We start from the raw sequence: 16,518 nt of genomic DNA on the forward strand, positions 1-16,518 counted from the left end.
CTCACAGGCTGCGCCGACTCTCGAAGTGGCGCGCCGCGCCGCTCAAAGGGTCCGTGAAATCGATCGCCCGCGCCAGCAGTTGCAAGGGCTGCGACATGTCGTCTTCCTTGCACGGCAGGGCCACCGGGTAAAACGTATCGTTGACGATGGGGATACCCAGCGCTGCCAGATGCACGCGCAGCTGGTGCTTGCGCCCCGTGTGCGGCTGCAGCCGGTACAGGTTCACCTCGCCGCGCCGCTCGATCACGTCGATGATGGTTTCCGAGTTCGGCTCCCCCGCTTCCTCGCGCATGAGGAAAAACTGCGCGCCCTCGACCATGCGGCTGCGATAGGTGAATGGAAAATCGCGACCATCCAGGCGCGGCGCCAGCGCCTCATACGTCTTGCGCACTTCGCGGCGCTGGAACAGCGACTGGTAGGCGCCGCGACTGGCTATCTGGCGCGAAAAAATCACCACGCCGGCCGTCTCGCGGTCGAGGCGATGGATCGGCGTCAGCTCGCTGCAGCCCAGGTTTTTCTTCAGGCGCGTCAACAGGGTTTCCTGCACGAAGCGCCCGGCCGGCGTCATGGGCAGAAAATGCGGCTTGTCGACCACCACCAGGTGTTCATCCTGGAACAGGATCTCTTCCTGGAAGGGGATCGGCGTTTCCCATTCCAGCTCGCGGTAGTAAAAAATGCGCATGCCGCGCCGGTATGCGCTGTCGGGCACCAGCACGGCGCCGTCGCCATTGACCACTTCACCGCGCGCCATGCGGTCCTGCCATTGCGCGGCACTGATCTGCGGATAGCGATCCAGCAGAAACGACAGCATGTCAGGCCACTGTCCTTCCGGCAGCCACAGGTAGCTGGGCGCCACGCCGTCGCGCATGGGCAAGGGTGCGGCGGTGTGGCGGTTCGACATCCTAGCGCTGCGCGATGGCGTTGCTGCGGTAGGGCGGCAACGCCTCGACGCTGACGCCCTTGCTGCGTGCGTACAGCGGCAGCACTTGCGCCATATGGCTGTTCATCTGCGAAATGCGGTCACTGCCCGACGGGTGCGTCGAGAGAAATTCCGGCGGGGCGCCCTTGCTGACTGCCGCCATCTTCTGCCACAGGATGACGCCGGCGCGCGGATCGAAACCGGCACGCGCGGCCAGGTCCATGCCGATCAGGTCCGCTTCGCGTTCATCGTCGCGCGAAAACTTCAGCATCACGCCTTTGGCTGCCATGTTCGTGGCGGTGCTGGTCAGGTTCGGATCGACACCGAGCCAGGCCGACAGACCGGCGCCGGCCAGCTTGGCGCCCACGGCGGCCAGGTTACCCTTGCCTGCCTGCGCCTGCGAGTGTTCGCGCAAGGCGTGCGAAATTTCATGGCCCATGACGACAGCCACTTCATCGTCGGTCAGGTTCAGCTTGGTGATGATGCCACTGTAAAAAGCGATTTGCCCGCCCGGCATGCAAAAGGCGTTGACCTCGTCCGAGTTGAGCAGGTTGATCTGCCAGTTCCAGCTGGCCGCCGCCTCGTTCCAGCGCGTGGCGAACGGAATGATGCGCTGGGCGATGGCGCGCAGGCGTTTGACCTGCGGATCGCTGTCGGGCACCAGCGCATTTTTTTCCTTCGCTTCGTTGACCAGCTGCGTATATTGCTGCCTCGATTGTGCATTGAAATCGGCGCCGCCGGCAAAGATGCGCGAAGTCGACAAAGGGCGCACCTTGATGCCATCCTGTACCGTCGCCTGCTGGGCGTGGACGGACAGCGGCGCCAGCGCGGTGGCTGCGCACAGGCTGGCCAGGACGGTGTAACGTTTAAGGGATATTGGTGCCATTGGCAGACCTCCATGGAGCGATTTTAGGCAGCATCATCATGGCCGGGAAAGCCAGGAAGAAGCAAACGATGAAAAACGAGAACCAGCCCAGTTCAGCGACCAGAAAGCCCACCGAGGCGTTGATCAGGGTGCGCGGCACGGCGCTCAGGCTGGAAAACAGCGCATATTGCGTGGCCGTGTAGCGCGGGTCCGTGGTGCGCGACAGGAACGCGACAAAGGCGGCCGCACCCAGGCCCAGGCTGGCGAAGGCTTCAAAACCAATCACGGCGCTCAGCAGCATGGTATTCGGCCCCACCTGCGCCAGCCAGGCAAAGCCAAGAATCGCGATGGCCTGCAGCGCGCCAAACACCCACAGGCCCCGGTTGATGCCCAGCTTGAGCATCCATATGCCACCCACCACGCCGCCGGCCAGGCTGGCCCAGAAACCTGTGGTATTGGCGGCCAGGCCGATCTGCGTCATGGAAAAACCCAGGTCCAGGTAAAATTTCGTCGCCAGCGCCGTGGCCATGCTGTCGCCGATTTTGTAGAGTAAGACGAAAGCGAGGATCCACATTGCGTTACGCCAACCATCGCGCGCGATGAATTCCTGGAACGGCAGGATGATCGCTTCGCGCATGGTCTTCGGCGGCGAGCCGTACACGGTCGGTTCCCTGATCAGCAAGGTGCACACGAGGCCCGGCAGCATGAAGGCGGCCGTGATCCAGAAGACGGGCTGCCACGGCATGCGATCGGCCAGGATCAGCGACAGCGCGCCCGGAACCATGCCCGCCACCTTATACGCGTTGACGATGACGGCGGCGCCCAGGCCCTGCTCGTTATCGGCAAGGATTTCACGCCGGTAGGCGTCGATGACGATGTCCTGGCTGGCCGACAGGAAGGCGACGCCGCCGGCGGCGGCCGCGATCAGGCCGATCTGCGTCAGCGGGTCCAGCATGCCCATGCCGCCGATGGAAAAGAACAGCGCCACTTGCGTGGCGGCCATCCAGCCACGCCGGCGTCCCAGCCCGAGGATGCGGTAGCGGTCCATCAAAGGCGCCCACAGGAATTTCCAGATATACGGGAACTGCACCAGGGCGAACAGCCCCAGCGCCTTGACGTTCAAACCCGACTTGGCCAGCCATGCCTGCAACAAATACAGCAGGATGAACAGGGGCAGGCCGGAACTGAAGCCCAGCACCAGCACGGCCAGCATGCGGCCATTGGCATAGGAACGCCAGCCAGGCGCCGGGCTTGTCGTCATCAATGCACCGCTTTTTTACGCAGGCGGAAGACGGCCAGGTCGCCGCGCAGGTTCGGCAGCACCGAGACCATCTTGCCTTCGGCCAGGGCCACGCATTCGATCACTTCCAGGCCGCATTCCTCGGCCAGCTCGCGGAAGTCGTTGATGGTTGCGCAGCGCACGTTGGGCGTGTCGTACCACTGGTAGGGCAGAGATTTCGACACGGGCATGCGCCCTTTCAGCAATGCCACGCGGTGCGGCCAGTAGGCGAAGTTGGGGAAGGAGACGATGGCTTCGGCACCCACGCGCACGATATCGCGCAGCAGCGGCTCGACCTGCTTCATCATCTGCAGCGACGACAGGCACAGCACCGTATCGAAGCTGTTGTCGCCAAAGATGGCCAGGCCCTTTTCCATGTCCTGCTGAATCACGTTCACGCCGCGCAGGGTGCTGGCCAGCACCTTGTCGTCGGCGATCTCGATGCCGTAACCGCTGCACTCCTTGTCGCTTTGCAGGTACTGCAGCATCACGCCCTCGCCGCAGCCCACGTCCAGCACATGCGCGTTGTTCGGCACCCAGTGGGCGATGAAGGCCAGGTCGGGGCGCAGCGCGCTCAATTCGTCAAAAGTCATGCGGTCTCCTTCGCGCCCTGGCGGACGGCGGTGTGCTGTGCAGGAGCGGGCAAGCCCGCCCCGATGTCGTTCCATACCTGGCCATAATAGGCGCGCACCATGTTCATGTAGCGCGCATCTTCCAGCAGGAAGGCGTCGTGGCCGTGCGGCGCGTCGATTTCCGCATAGGTCACCTGGCGGCGGTTGCACACCAGCGCCTCGACGATTTCACGGCTGCGCTCGGGCGAGAAGCGCCAGTCGGTGGAAAACGAGGCAAGGAAGAACTTGGCCTTGGTGCCCGACAGGGCCTTGGCCAGGTCGCCGCCATGCGCGCGCGCCGGGTCGAAGTAGTCGAGCGCCTTGGTAATCAGCAGATAGGTATTGGCGTCGAAGTACTCGGAGAACTTGTCGCCCTGGTAGCGCAAATACGATTCGATCTCGAAATCGATGCCGAAGCCGAATTTGTAGTCGCCCGTCTGCGCCGCGTCGCGCAGCTTGCGGCCAAATTTCTCGGCCATGTCGTCATTCGACAGATACGTGATGTGGCCCACCATGCGCGCCACGCGCAAGCCATTCTTCGGCACCACGCCGTGCGCATAAAAATCGCCGCCGCGGTAATCGGGGTCGGACAGGATGGCCTGGCGCGCCACGTCATTGAAGGCGATATTTTGCGCCGACAGCTTGGCCGTCGAGGCGATCACCACGCAGTGGCGCAGTCGCTCGGGGAACATGATGCTCCACGCCAGTGCCTGCATGCCGCCCAGGGAGCCGCCCATCACGGCGGCGAACTGGGTAATGCCCAGTTCATCGGCCAGGCGCGCCTGCGCGCTGACCCAGTCTTCCACCGTGACGACGGGGAAGGAAGCACCGTACGGCTTGCCGGTGGCGGGATTGGTGTGCATGGGGCCCGTCGAGCCGAAGCAGGAGCCCAGGTTGTTGACGCCGATGACGAAGAATTTGTCCGTGTCGAGCGGCTTGCCGGGACCGACCATATTGTCCCACCAGCCCGTGCTTTTCGGCTCGTCGGCATACACGCCGGCCACGTGGTGCGAGGCATTCAGGGCGTGGCAGACCAGCACCGCGTTCGATTTGTCTGCGTTCAGGGTACCGTAGGTTTCATACATCAACATATAGTCCCGCAGCGATGCTCCGCTTTGCAGCTGCAGGGGTTGCGCAAAATACATGGTTTGCGGCGAAACAGTTCCAATGGATGACATGTGTGTCGGTTTATAAAGGGGGTGGCCCCACGGGCCATGGTCGATGCAGCACCGCGATGATAGGTTCTGCAACTTTAACACCAGGAAACATCTTGCCGCGCGCGACGTCTCCTGATGCTGATAAAGCGACAGTTTACATGAGCTGCAACTGTTGTACGGCTTCCGCGATCACATTTGGTTCCATGGAACGCATAATTTTGCGCATTTGTGGTGCGATCAGGCCCAGGTCGCTGTTGAGGATCTCTTGCTTGACCGCCAACAGTTGCGCCGGATGCATGGAAAACTCGCGCAGTCCCATGCCCAGCAGCAAGCGCGTGAGCTTCACGTCGCCCGCCATTTCGCCGCAGACGGCCACGTCGATGCCTGCCTTGTGGCCGGCCACTATCGTCATGGAGATCAGCTGCAGTACGGCCGGATGCAGCGGATTGTACAAATGCGCCACCTCGTAATCGACGCGGTCGATGGCCAGGGTGTACTGGATCAGGTCATTTGTGCCGATCGACAGGAAATCCATGCGCTTGACGAACATGGGCAGGGCCAGTGCGGCGGCCGGTATCTCGATCATGGCACCCACTTCGACGGCATCGTCGAACTTGACGCCCTCCTCGCGCAGGCTGGCCTTGGCTTGTGCGATCATGGCCAGCGACTGGTCGATCTCGAAGGCATGTGCCAGCATGGGGATCAGGATGCGCACCTTGCCGAAGGCCGAGGCACGCAGAATCGCGCGCAGCTGCGTCAGGAATAGCTGCGGCTCGGCCAGGCAGTAACGGATGGCGCGCAAGCCCAGGGCGGGATTCAAGGCCGTATGGTCGGACTGGTCGAGCGGCTTGTCGGCGCCGATGTCGAGCGTGCGGATCGTCACCACGCGCCCTTTCATCGACTGCACCGTGTTGCGGTAAGCCTCGAACTGTTCATCCTCGGTGGGAATCTTGTGGGCGCGGCCCATGAACAGGAATTCGGAGCGGAACAGGCCCACGCCGCTGGCGCCCGATTCCAGCGCAAACGCGCAATCTTCGGGCAATTCGATATTTGCCAGCAGGGTGACGGGCGTGCCGCATTTGGTCACGGCCGGCGTCTTTTTCAGCTTGCCCAGCTTCTTGCGCGCGCGCTGCATGGCCACCTGGCGCTCGCGGTACTGCTCCAGCACCAGCGCGCTGGGGTTGGCGATGACCACGCCGGCGTCGCCGTCGATGATCAGCCAGTCGTCCTGCTCGATCAGCATCGACGCCTGCGACATGCCGACGGCGGCCGGGATATCCAGGCTGCGCGCGACGATGGCTGTATGCGAGTTCTGTCCGCCCACGTCGGTGATGAAGCCGATGAAAGAACGGTCGCGGAACTGCAGCATGTCGGCCGGAGAGATATCGTGGGCGACAACGATCATCTGCGCCAGCAATTCATCTTCGGCGGCCGCCTTGGGCAGCAGCTGTTCGGTGCCCAGCAAGACCTTCAGCACGCGTTCGGCCACTTGCTGGATATCGGCCTTGCGCTCGCGCAGATACGGGTCTTCGATTTCGTCGAACTGCGCCGACAATTCATCGATTTGCGTCAACAGCGCCCATTCGGCGTTGTAGTGGCGCGAACGAATGATGTCGAGCGGCGCTTCGGCGATCAGCGGGTCCGACAGGATCAGCGCATGCACGTCGATGAACGCACCCAGCTCGGTGGGGGCGTCCTTGGGCAGCTCGTTCCACAGGGTTTGCAGCTCCTTGTGGACGGCAGCGATGGCATTTTGCAAGCGCTGGACTTCGGCTTCGATCTGTTCCTGGGCAACCAGGTAATGTTTGACGTCAAGGGCGGCCGGCGCCAGCAGATGCGCGCGGCCAATGGCGATGCCGCGGGAGACCGGGATGCCGTGGAGCGTGAAAGATGCCATGGGGTGACCTGTCGGGATGCGGCTGCGGCTGCGTTCGGCGAGCATTACTCGCCTTCGCCAAACCTGTCATTAATCAGGGCGGTGAGGGCATCGACACATGCCAGCTCATCATCGCCCTCGGCTTCCAGGGTCACTTTCGCGCCCTTGCCGGCGGCCAGCATCATCACGCCCATGATGGATTTGGCGTTGATGCGGCGCGCGTTGCGGGTCAGCCAGACGTCGCTCTTGAACTTGGCGGCGAGCTGGGTAAATTTGGCGGAGGCGCGTGCGTGCAGTCCCAGCTTGTTGATGATTTCGAGTTCTCTTTGAATCATTTTTGTATGGTCTCTATCCCTGAATGCACTACGCTGATGACAATCTTGGCCTATAAAAACCGCCGCCTTCAGGGCGGCGGCCATGCACTTCCTTATTCTCCCACGCGGATGCGGTTATCGACGCGCACGGCACCGCTTTGCGCACCGGCCAGCGCCATCTCTACCACCACGTCAAGCGTGTCGCGGCGATACGTGATGGCGCGCAGCAGCATCGGCAGGCTGATGCCGGCGATGACTTCCACCCGGCCCGCATCGGCCAGCTTGTTGCAGCAGTTCGACGGCGTGCCGCCCTTCACGTCGGTAATCACCAACACGCCGGAGCCGTCGTCGAGGCGGCAGATGGCGTCCGACGCCAGCTTCTGCACTTCCGCCAGGTCCTGGTCGGCGACGACGTCAATGGCTTCAAAACGTTCCGTTGGCCCCCGAAACACATGCGTGCAGGCGGCGATGAACGCCTGTCCCAGCGGGGCATGTGTCATGAGCAAAATCCCTACCATAGTCATTTCACCTTCTGGCGCTGCTGCGCTTGCGCAACACCGTGCTCGACGGCGTCGACAAACATGGCCGCCACGTCAAACCCCGTCTGCTGCATGATTTCCTGGAAGCAGGTCGGGCTGGTGACATTGACTTCCGTCAGATAGTCGCCGATCACATCCAATCCTACCAGCATCAAGCCACGCGCGGCCAGGATCGGGCCCAGCTTTTCTGCGATTTCCAGGTCGCGCGCCGTCAATGGCTGCGCCACGCCCGTGCCGCCGGCGGCCAGGTTGCCGCGAACTTCTCCCGCCTGCGGGATGCGCGCCAGCGAAAACGGCACCGGCTTGCCGCCGATGACGAGGATGCGCTTGTCGCCCTTGACGATGTCGGCGATAAAGCGCTGCGCCATGATGGTCTGCGCACCGTTCTCGCTCAAGGTCTCGATGATGGCGCCCAGGTTCAGGCCATCGGCCTTGACGCGGAAGATGCCCGTGCCGCCCATGCCGTCGAGCGGCTTGAAAATGACGTCCTGGTGCTTGGCGTGGAAGGCGCGCAAGCGCGCTTCATCCGACGTCACCAGGGTGGGCGAGGTGAATTCGGAAAACTGGGCGATAGCCAGCTTTTCATTGTTGTCGCGGATGGCGGACGGCTTGTTGAAGACGCAGGCGCCCTGCTTTTCCGCCAGTTCCAGCAGATACGTGCCATACACGTATTCCATGTCGAACGGCGGGTCCTTGCGCTCGATGATGGCGTCCAGGGTCGACAGGCGCACTTCTTCGGTGGATACGACCGTGTACCAGTCGTGCTCGTCGCCGGTCAGCTCGATGTGCTGCACACGGGCCGTGACAATGCCCTCTTCCAGCGCCATATCCGTCTGCTCGAAGGCATACACGGCGTGGCCGCGTTTGGCCGCCTCGCGCATCATGGCGAAGGTGGAATCTTTGTAAGTCTTGAAGCCTGCCAGCGGGTCGGCAAGGAATGCAATTTTCATGGTGCGTCCAATCGGGGAGCCTGGATAAGGAATGCTTGATTCTAGCCGAGATCGCCAGGCACAGTAGTCACCGCGCCCGGCAAGCTGCTGGGATGGATCAATACACCTCGGGATTCGGGTCCGTGCGCTCCATTTCCAGCGACGCGGCCAGCAAGGCCAGGCGCGCCACCACGCCATACACATAGAAGCGGTTCGGCGCGGCCGTGCCCGGCTTGGCCTTCAAGTCCGGCACGGCATGCTGCTGGGCAAACGCCAGCGGCACGTACTGCGAACCGGGCGCGTTCAGATTCTGGTCCACGCCACGCTCCGCGTGCACGCGATAAAAGCCGCCCACCACATAGCGGTCGATCATGTAGACGACAGGTTCGGCCACGGCATCCTTGATGCTTTCAAAGGTCGGCACGCCTTCCTGGATGATGACGTCGGTGACGACCTTGCCATCCTTGACGATGGACATCTTGTCGCGCTGCTTGCGCGACAGGTCGCGCACTTCGCTGGCGTCGCGCACCGTCATGATGCCCGTGCCATACGTGCCCGCATCGGGCTTGACGATGACAAACGGCTTTTCCTTGATGCCGTATTCCTTGTATTTCTTGCGGATCTTGGCCAGCAACACGTCGACGCTGGCGGCCAGCGCGTCTTCGCCCTCGCCCTCCTGGAAGTTGACGTCGCTGCACTTGGCGTGGAAGGGATTGAGCATCCACGGATCGACATCGATCATCTTGCCGAATTTTTTCACCACTTCATCGTAGGCCGCGTAGTGGTTGCTCTTGCGGCGCAAGGCCCAGCCCGCGTGCAAAGGCGGCAGCAAGCTTTGTTCATGGATATTTTGCAAGATATCGGGGATACCATCCGACAAGTCGTTGTTCAGCAAGATCGTGCACGGATCGAAATCCTTCAAGCCCAGCCGGCGGCCGTTGTTCAGGCGCACGAGGGGTTCGATGACGAGCATGTTGCCATCTGGCAATGCCAACGGTGTCGGCTGGGTAATCTCGGGCGACCATGAGCCCAGGCGTACGTGCAGCCCCGTCTGGCGGAAGATCTGCATCAGGCGCGCCACGTTTTGCAGGTATTGCGGCGTGGTGTTGTGCAATTCCGGCACCATCAGCAGGTTGCGGGCGTCCGGGCAATACTTGTCAATGGCAGCCATGGCCGCCTGCACGGACAAGGGCAGCATTTCCGTGGCCAGGTTATGAAAACCGCCAGGGAACAAATTGGTATCGACGGGCGCCAGCTTGTAGCCCGCATTGCGCAAGTCTACCGAGCAATAGAAGGGCGGCGTGTGCTCTTGCCACTCCATGCGAAACCAGCGTTCAATGGCCGGCGTCGCGGCCAGAATCTTTTTTTCGAGGTCGAGCAGCGGTCCGGTCAGGGCCGTGACGAGATGGGGAACCATAGTTACATCCTTAAATTATGTGCAGTATTCAAAAAAGCACACAGAACTGCCGACTATATTACCGTGTAAGTATCCCAAATCGGGGCAAAAGCCTTGTTTTAAAGACCTTTTCCATTCCCACAACGAAAAAAAGGCACCTCAATGAGGCGCCTTTTCCAGCCAGGCATGCTGCGCCTGGGCGCTGGCATGCCAGATCATTATCATTTAACCATGATATGCCTGCTCGCCATGGCTGGTGATATCGAGGCCTTCGCGCTCTTCTTCTTCCGGTACGCGCAGGCCGATGACGATGTCGACCAGTTTATAGGCGATGACGGAGACCACGGCCGACCAGATGATGGTGGTGCCGACCGCTTGCGCCTGCACCCACACCTGGTGGCCGATCGAGTACGGATCCGCCGACATCTTGTTGGTGACATAGTCGAAGATGCCTTGACCGCCCAGTTGTGGTGCAGCAAACACACCCGTCAGCAAAGCCCCGAGGATGCCGCCCACGCCATGCACGCCGAACACGTCGAGCGAATCATCGGCGCCGATCAGGCGTTTCAGGCCATTCACGCCCCACAGGCAGACGACACCGGCCAGCAGGCCGATGACCAGGCCACCCATCGGACCGACAAAGCCGGCCGCCGGGGTGATCGCCACCAGGCCGGCAACGGCGCCCGATGCGCCACCGAGCATGGATGGCTTGCCTTTGCTGATCCACTCACCGAACACCCACGACAGGGTGGCAGCAGCGGTGGCCAGCAGCGTGTTGACGAAGGCCAGGGCAGCCACGTCGCCCGCTTCCAGCGAGGAACCGGCATTGAAACCGAACCAGCCCACCCACAACAGGGAAGCGCCGATCATGGTCATCGTCAGCGAGTGCGGCGCCATCGATTCGCGGCCGTAGCCGACGCGCTTGCCGATCATGATCGCGCCCACCAGGCCGGCGACGGCGGCATTGATGTGCACCACGGTGCCGCCGGCAAAGTCCAGCGCGCCTTTTTGCCAGATCCAGCCCGCTTTGAGCGCTTCGCTGGCCGAGGTGGCGGCATTGGTGATCAGGTCAGGCCCCGTCCAGAACCACACCATGTGGGCGGCCGGCAGGTAGGCGAACGTGAACCACAGCACGACAAAGGCCAGCACGGCGGAAAACTTGGCGCGCTCGGCAAAGGCGCCGACGATCAGTGCGCACGTGATGGCGGCAAACGTGCCCTGGAAAGCGACAAACACGAACTCGGGAATGACGACGCCCTTGCTGAAGGTGGCAGTGGCGGCAAACGTGCCCTTGGCCGTATCCCAGATACCGTTCAGGAACAAGCGGTCGAAGCCACCGAAGAAGGCGGTTTTTTCCGTGAAGGCGATCGAGTAGCCATAAATACACCACAGTACGATGACCAACGCGAACACCATGAACACTTGCATCAGCACCGACAGCATGTTCTTCGAGCGCACCAGGCCGCCGTAGAACAGGGCCAGGCCGGGGATGGTCATCAAAATCACCAGCAAGGTGCTGATCATCATGAAACTGGTGTCGCCCTTGTTGGCGACGGGCGCGGCGGCTGGCGCGGCAGCGGCCGGGGCCGGAGCAGCAGCAGCAGCAGCAGCTGGCGCGGCGTCGGGAACCGGCGTTACGGCGGGGGCGGCGACGGCAGTAGTCGTAGCCGCTTCCGTCTTGACGGGGGCATCGGCAAAGCTCGGCGCGGCGATGCCAAACGCACACAGGCAGGCTATCCCGGCGAGCAATTTTGTTATATTTTTATGCATCAATATTCCCCTTAGAGCGCTTCGTTGCCGGTTTCACCGGTACGGATGCGGATGACCTGTTCCAGGTTGTAGACGAAAATCTTGCCATCACCGATTTTACCGGTGCGCGCGGCGCCTTCGATCGCTTCGATGGCCTGGTCGACAATGGCGTCATCGACGGCCGCTTCAATCTTGGTCTTTGGCAAGAAATCGACGACATACTCAGCGCCACGGTAGAGTTCCGTGTGACCTTTCTGGCGGCCGAAACCTTTCACTTCGGTGACGGTAATGCCTTGCACATTGATAGCCGACAAAGCTTCGCGTACTTCGTCCAGTTTGAACGGTTTAATGATTGCTGTAATCATTTTCATGGCAGTCTCGCTTAAAAGGTTTTGGACACGGTCAGCACGAGACCGGATTTCGCCAGGTTCTTGCCATTCGGTGCCAGCGACGTGATGTTGGCTTTGACTGCCGCCAGGGAAACGGTTGCCATGCCAAAGTCCTTGGTCACGCCAATCTTGTAATCGCTATAGCTGAGGGCATCGTTGTGCTCAACCTTCTGACGCCCCGCATGCAGGTTCAGCATGTAGCCATCATGCACTTCCACGTTGGCACCCACGTCGAGGTAGCCGCTGTTCTTGCTGTCGGCAACACCGAACAAATTGGTGGTCGAATGCGAGTACTTGATATACATCGGGCCGTAGCCGAGCTGGCCGTACAGCTCGAAAGTGTTGGCATTGGTGCTCAGTCCATTCGAGGGATAGAAATAGTACAGGCCACCCACGTCATAGGTAAAATCCTTGCTGATCTCGCCCCGCTTGCCGCCGTAGATATCCCATTCCAGGTTGGTATCGCCGCCGCCATCCTTGATCCATTTGATGCTCGACAACCAGGTGCCGACATACAGGCCCGTTGGGTTATGGGTATAGTCGGCACCGCCGCTGATGGCCGGGTCAAGACGGCTTTGCGACACGCCGCGGTAACGGTAGTCGCTGGTCAGCGCCACGTTGTAGCTCACCACGTTATCAGGTACGACTTCGGCCGCAGCAGGCACTGCCACTGCATCCTGGGCCATGGCGCTGCCGCACACGGCGGTCATGGCCAGCGTCAACGCTGCTACTAAAGTCATGTTCTTGGACAGATTCTTCATGGCGATTCCCTTTTATTGAACTTTTAAAGCGGTTGAGGTTTAGAATCTTGGCTGGAGATCACAAAGCGTTCATCACTTCTTTAGCAGAATACGTGCCAGCTCTCTTGCCACCTTGACAGGTGCATTTCCGTCCATACATACCCAGCAAGCCGCCAGGAATGCGGAGACGGACTGCTGAAGCACAATGAAGCGCCCAGTTTCGCACCAGATTAACGCCGCTGTGCACCGCAATGGTGCGATGCACAGGCCGCACCATAAAAGGACTGACCATGGACATGAATACCTTCTTTAACGACTTGCAAGGCAAGATCCATCAAGCCATCGAAAACTCGCCTGCCAAGGATATCGAGAAAAACGTGAAATCGATGATGACCCAGGGCTTTGCCCGCCTCGATCTCGTCACGCGCGAGGAATTCGATATCCAGGCACAAGTGCTGGCCAAGACCCGCGCCAAGCTGGACGCACTGGAACTGCGCCTGATCGAACTGGAAACGCGCCTGAACGAACCAAAGGCATAAAGTACCGCCTGCAAGGTCGCGTTATAGACGGCATTGCTGGCATACCTCAAGCCTGACAGCGTTGCAAGCGCTAGACTGATCCTGACCGCGCTCGCGCCACAGGGGAGTCTGATGAGTTTGGCCGTCCTGAAAAGCCGCGCCCTGGCCGGCATGGAGGCACCCGAGGTAAGTGTCGAAGTCCACCTTGCCAATGGCTTGCCCGCCTTTACCATTGTCGGCCTGCCGGATACGGAAGTGAAGGAATCGCGCGACCGCGTCCGCGCCGCGCTGCAAAACTGCGGCTTTGAGATGCCGGCGCGGCGCATTACGGCCAATCTGGCGCCTGCGGACCTGCCCAAGGAATCGGGCCGCTTCGACTTGCCCATCGCGCTGGGCATCCTGGCCGCCTCCGGCCAGTTGCCGGACAAGCAGTTACACCACTACGAATTCGCTGGCGAACTGTCGCTTTCGGGCCAGCTACGCCCCATCCGTGGTGCGCTGGCCATGACCTTAGCCATGCAGCGCAGCCAATCGGGCGCGCCGCGCGCCTTCATCCTGCCGCAAGCGAACGCGGACGAGGCAGCACTGGTCAGCGATGCCTGCATCTATCCCGCCCACAGCCTGCTCGAGGTCTGCGCGCATTTTGCCGCACCCGCCAGCCAGACCGCCCTGCAGCGCCATCAACCCGTGCTGGCAGCGCTCGCTTTTGCGTATCCCGACTTTGCCGATGTGCAGGGGCAGTTGCAAGCGCGACGCGCACTGGAAGTGGCGGCCGCGGGCGGCCATAACGTCTTGATGGTGGGGCCGCCGGGCGCGGGCAAGACCATGCTGGCCAGCCGCTTTCCCGGCGTGCTGCCGCCCATGAGCGATGAAGAGGCACTGGAATCAGCCGCCGTGCACTCCCTCGTCGGCCACTTCAAGGTGGAACACTGGAAACGTCGTCCCTATCGTGCGCCGCACCAGACGGCGTCCGGTGTGGCCCTGGTGGGCGGCGGCAACCTGCCGCGCCCGGGAGAAATCTCGCTGGCCCACTGCGGCGTGTTGTTTCTCGATGAAATCGCCGAATTCCAGCGCCGGGTACTCGATGTCTTGCGCCAGCCCATGGAATCGGGCGTCATCAGCATTTCGCGCGCGGCCCGCCAGGCCGAATTTCCTGCCCGCTTTCAGTTGATCGCCGCCATGAATCCCTGCCCGTGCGGCTATCTGGGCCACGCTTCCGGCCGTTGCCGCTGCACGCCCGACGCCGTGCTGCGCTATCACAGTCGCCTGTCAGGTCCGCTGCTCGACCGTATCGACCTGCAAATCGAAGTTGCCGCCATGTCACCGGCAGCGCTGGGGCGGCACGCAGGCGCAGGCGAAAGCACGCAGTCCATCGCCACGCGGGTGGCGGCAGCCTATGCCTTGCAGCTGGCACGCCAGGGGAAAGCGAACCAGCGCTTGAGCAACATGGAAATCGAACAGCATTGTCGCCTGGAAACTCATGGTGAACAGCTGCTGCATGGCGCCATGGCGCGCCTGCACTGGTCGGCGCGCACCTACCACCGGGTACTGCGCGTGGCGCGCAGTATCGCCGACCTGGCGGGCAGCCCCACGATCACGCAGCCGCATGTCGCCGAAGCGATCCAGTACCGGCGCGTGCTGCGTGAAATATAAGGCGCCCAGTGAATGCCACGCGTGCGCGATTGCACGTGACTGGCGGCACTGCTACCATCTGCTGATGAAAAAACCATCACTTGCCTTCTTCCTGGCCGCGCTCGCGACAGCTTGCACGCTGTCCGCCTGCAGTCCGAAATTCGACTGGCGCGACTATCGCAGCCCCGACGCACAGTTCACGGCCCTGTTTCCAGGCAAACCGGCCGTGCTGACACGCGAGATCGATCTCGATGGCAAGAAAGTCAGCCTGACCATGACGGCGAGCGAAATCGATGGTGCTACCTTCGCCATCGGCAGCGCCGTGCTCGGCAGCCCAGAACAGGCGCAAGCGGCCCTGCCCGCCATGCAAACAGCCCTGTTGAAAAATATCAATGGCACCGTGCGCAGCGAAAAATCCACATCGGCGGCCAGCAGCACTGCTGCCGGAATGCACCAGCGCAGTTCGCTCAGTATCGAGGCCAGCGGCACGCAGCAAGGCAAGCCTGTCTTGCTGGTCGGCCGTTTTGTGGCACAGGACAAGCACATCTTCCAGGTCATCATTCTCGGTGAAGAGCACAAGCTGTCGCGTGACACCATCGATACCTTCATGGACTCGGTGAAACTGGATTGAGACTTAACGATCGCTTAAACGGATGTTTTAACGGTCAGCATGCCCTTGTAAATACGTGCGTTGTCCAACAGATGACCGTATCCGGCTGGCAAATATGCAATCCGGGTAATCGGGCGGCCGGTGCGATATTTCAAGTCGTGATATTGTTTCGACACTAACAACAAGTTTCAGAAAGCGCTTATGTTGATCTCATTCAAATCCAAATCCTCCCCAGAAGTGCTGATGTACCAGGAACATGCCCAGCGTATCCTCGACATCCTGCACAAGAACCTCACGCGCGGCGTCATCACGCCAGTCGAAGCGGGCGATGCCCTGGCCTTGCTGGAAAAAGAAGTCGCGGAAAGCAAACTGCATCCGGAAAATGACATCGAACACGATGCGCATACGCCGGAAACGCTGGAAGATGGCGAAACGGGCACCCATGCGCGCGCACAGAAAGTGCATTTTTCGCAGCGCGCCTATCCCTTGATGGAGATGCTGCGCTCGGCCAAGGCGGAAGGTGAAAGCATCACCTGGGGCATCTAGTCCCATGAACGCTGCAGACGAAAAAAAACCCCGCACACGCGGGGTTTTTTTATATAACAAGCCTGACGATAACCTACTTTCACACTGGTTGCAGCACTATCATCGGCGCAAAGTTGTTTCACGGTCCTGTTCGGGATGGGAAGGGGTGGGACCAACTTGCTATGGTCATCAGGCATAACTTTTTCAACAGCTTGCTCCCAGTGGGGCAGCAAACTATCTGATCTGAGGAAGCGAATTATATACGAATTTACCTGGAGATGGGGTCAAAAGTGGCTTTTTATAGCGAAAAACCACCAGACGAAAAAAAACCCGACCATTTCTGATCGGGTTTTTCTCTACTGCGAATAACAAGCCTGACGATAACCTACTTTCACACTGGTTGCAGCACTATCATCGGCGCAAAGTTGTTTCACGGTCCTGTTCGGGATGGGAAGGGGTGGGACCAACTT

Annotated in this window: 17 protein-coding genes and 2 rRNA genes; 4 read left to right on the forward strand and 15 right to left on the reverse strand. The window is 60.9% G+C overall.

Annotated features, from left to right (window positions below; translation table 11 throughout):
- Position 1: 1 nt before the first annotated feature.
- The 13 genes from ACQ4WP_RS09845 to ACQ4WP_RS09905 all read right to left on the reverse strand — a co-directional run bounded on the left by ACQ4WP_RS09845 (position 2) and on the right by ACQ4WP_RS09905 (position 12,784).
- A complete protein-coding gene (locus ACQ4WP_RS09845) occupies positions 2 to 901 on the reverse strand; it encodes a pseudouridine synthase (protein WP_436520080.1) in 900 nt (299 codons plus the stop codon).
- Position 902: 1 nt separating this feature from the next.
- On the reverse strand, positions 903 to 1,805 hold the full coding sequence (locus ACQ4WP_RS09850; protein WP_436520082.1) for a M48 family metallopeptidase: 903 nt from the start codon (positions 1,803 to 1,805) through the stop codon (positions 903 to 905).
- On the reverse strand, positions 1,786 to 3,045 hold the full coding sequence (locus ACQ4WP_RS09855; protein ID WP_436520084.1) for an AmpG family muropeptide MFS transporter: 1,260 nt from the start codon (positions 3,043 to 3,045) through the stop codon (positions 1,786 to 1,788). Before ACQ4WP_RS09855 ends, ACQ4WP_RS09850 begins: the two co-directional genes overlap by 20 nt.
- Complete coding sequence (metW, locus tag ACQ4WP_RS09860; protein ID WP_070222822.1) at positions 3,045 to 3,656, reverse strand: methionine biosynthesis protein MetW; 612 nt, start codon at positions 3,654 to 3,656, stop codon at positions 3,045 to 3,047. Before metW ends, ACQ4WP_RS09855 begins: the two co-directional genes overlap by 1 nt.
- Entirely contained in the window at positions 3,653 to 4,852 is a 1,200-nt protein-coding gene (gene metX, locus ACQ4WP_RS09865; RefSeq protein WP_436520086.1) for a homoserine O-succinyltransferase MetX, read from the reverse strand. Before metX ends, metW begins: the two co-directional genes overlap by 4 nt.
- A gap of 133 nt (positions 4,853 to 4,985) precedes the next feature.
- Entirely contained in the window at positions 4,986 to 6,728 is a 1,743-nt protein-coding gene (gene ptsP / locus ACQ4WP_RS09870) for a phosphoenolpyruvate--protein phosphotransferase (RefSeq protein ID WP_436520124.1), read from the reverse strand.
- 44 nt (positions 6,729 to 6,772) lie between these two features.
- Positions 6,773 to 7,042 (reverse strand): HPr family phosphocarrier protein, encoded by a 270-nt coding sequence (locus ACQ4WP_RS09875; protein ID WP_099380004.1) that lies wholly within the window; start codon positions 7,040 to 7,042, stop codon positions 6,773 to 6,775.
- Positions 7,043 to 7,134: 92 nt separating this feature from the next.
- Positions 7,135 to 7,539: a PTS sugar transporter subunit IIA gene (locus tag ACQ4WP_RS09880; protein ID WP_436520126.1), complete on the reverse strand. Its 405-nt coding sequence runs from the start codon at positions 7,537 to 7,539 to the stop codon at positions 7,135 to 7,137.
- Between the two features lie 2 nt (positions 7,540 to 7,541).
- The gene (gene gshB / locus ACQ4WP_RS09885) at positions 7,542 to 8,510 is read right to left on the reverse strand and encodes a glutathione synthase (RefSeq protein ID WP_436520088.1); all 969 of its coding nucleotides are present in this window, start codon (positions 8,508 to 8,510) and stop codon (positions 7,542 to 7,544) included.
- A gap of 97 nt (positions 8,511 to 8,607) precedes the next feature.
- Positions 8,608 to 9,906 (reverse strand): glutamate--cysteine ligase, encoded by a 1,299-nt coding sequence (gshA, locus tag ACQ4WP_RS09890; protein WP_426074591.1) that lies wholly within the window; start codon positions 9,904 to 9,906, stop codon positions 8,608 to 8,610.
- A gap of 204 nt (positions 9,907 to 10,110) precedes the next feature.
- Positions 10,111 to 11,655, reverse strand: coding sequence for an ammonium transporter (locus tag ACQ4WP_RS09895; RefSeq protein ID WP_436520091.1), 1,545 nt, complete (start codon positions 11,653 to 11,655; stop codon positions 10,111 to 10,113).
- An 11-nt stretch (positions 11,656 to 11,666) separates the two neighbouring features.
- A complete protein-coding gene (locus tag ACQ4WP_RS09900; RefSeq protein ID WP_010393464.1) occupies positions 11,667 to 12,005 on the reverse strand; it encodes a P-II family nitrogen regulator in 339 nt (112 codons plus the stop codon).
- Positions 12,006 to 12,016: 11 nt separating this feature from the next.
- Complete coding sequence (locus ACQ4WP_RS09905; RefSeq protein ID WP_436520093.1) at positions 12,017 to 12,784, reverse strand: TorF family putative porin; 768 nt, start codon at positions 12,782 to 12,784, stop codon at positions 12,017 to 12,019.
- 269 nt (positions 12,785 to 13,053) lie between these two features.
- Here ACQ4WP_RS09905 and ACQ4WP_RS09910 point away from each other — a divergent pair, with 269 nt between their 5' ends.
- From ACQ4WP_RS09910 to ACQ4WP_RS09925, 4 genes are all read left to right on the forward strand, one after another.
- On the forward strand, positions 13,054 to 13,302 hold the full coding sequence (locus ACQ4WP_RS09910; RefSeq protein WP_092716695.1) for an accessory factor UbiK family protein: 249 nt from the start codon (positions 13,054 to 13,056) through the stop codon (positions 13,300 to 13,302).
- 111 nt (positions 13,303 to 13,413) lie between these two features.
- A complete protein-coding gene (locus ACQ4WP_RS09915; protein ID WP_436520095.1) occupies positions 13,414 to 14,934 on the forward strand; it encodes a YifB family Mg chelatase-like AAA ATPase in 1,521 nt (506 codons plus the stop codon).
- 64 nt (positions 14,935 to 14,998) lie between these two features.
- Complete coding sequence (locus tag ACQ4WP_RS09920; RefSeq protein WP_436520097.1) at positions 14,999 to 15,544, forward strand: hypothetical protein; 546 nt, start codon at positions 14,999 to 15,001, stop codon at positions 15,542 to 15,544.
- Between the two features lie 180 nt (positions 15,545 to 15,724).
- Positions 15,725 to 16,069: a DUF1840 domain-containing protein gene (locus tag ACQ4WP_RS09925; RefSeq protein WP_436520099.1), complete on the forward strand. Its 345-nt coding sequence runs from the start codon at positions 15,725 to 15,727 to the stop codon at positions 16,067 to 16,069.
- 60 nt (positions 16,070 to 16,129) lie between these two features.
- Here the strand turns inward: ACQ4WP_RS09925 and rrf (ACQ4WP_RS09930) are convergent.
- Both rrf (ACQ4WP_RS09930) and rrf (ACQ4WP_RS09935) read right to left on the reverse strand, forming a co-directional pair.
- A 5S ribosomal RNA gene (rrf, locus tag ACQ4WP_RS09930) occupies positions 16,130 to 16,242 on the reverse strand.
- 178 nt (positions 16,243 to 16,420) lie between these two features.
- Positions 16,421 to 16,518: ribosomal RNA gene (gene rrf, locus ACQ4WP_RS09935) — 5S ribosomal RNA — on the reverse strand; the annotation flags it as partial.

The organism is Janthinobacterium lyxosi, assembly GCF_051380665.1.
Classification (GTDB): Bacteria; Pseudomonadota; Gammaproteobacteria; order Burkholderiales; family Burkholderiaceae_D; genus Janthinobacterium.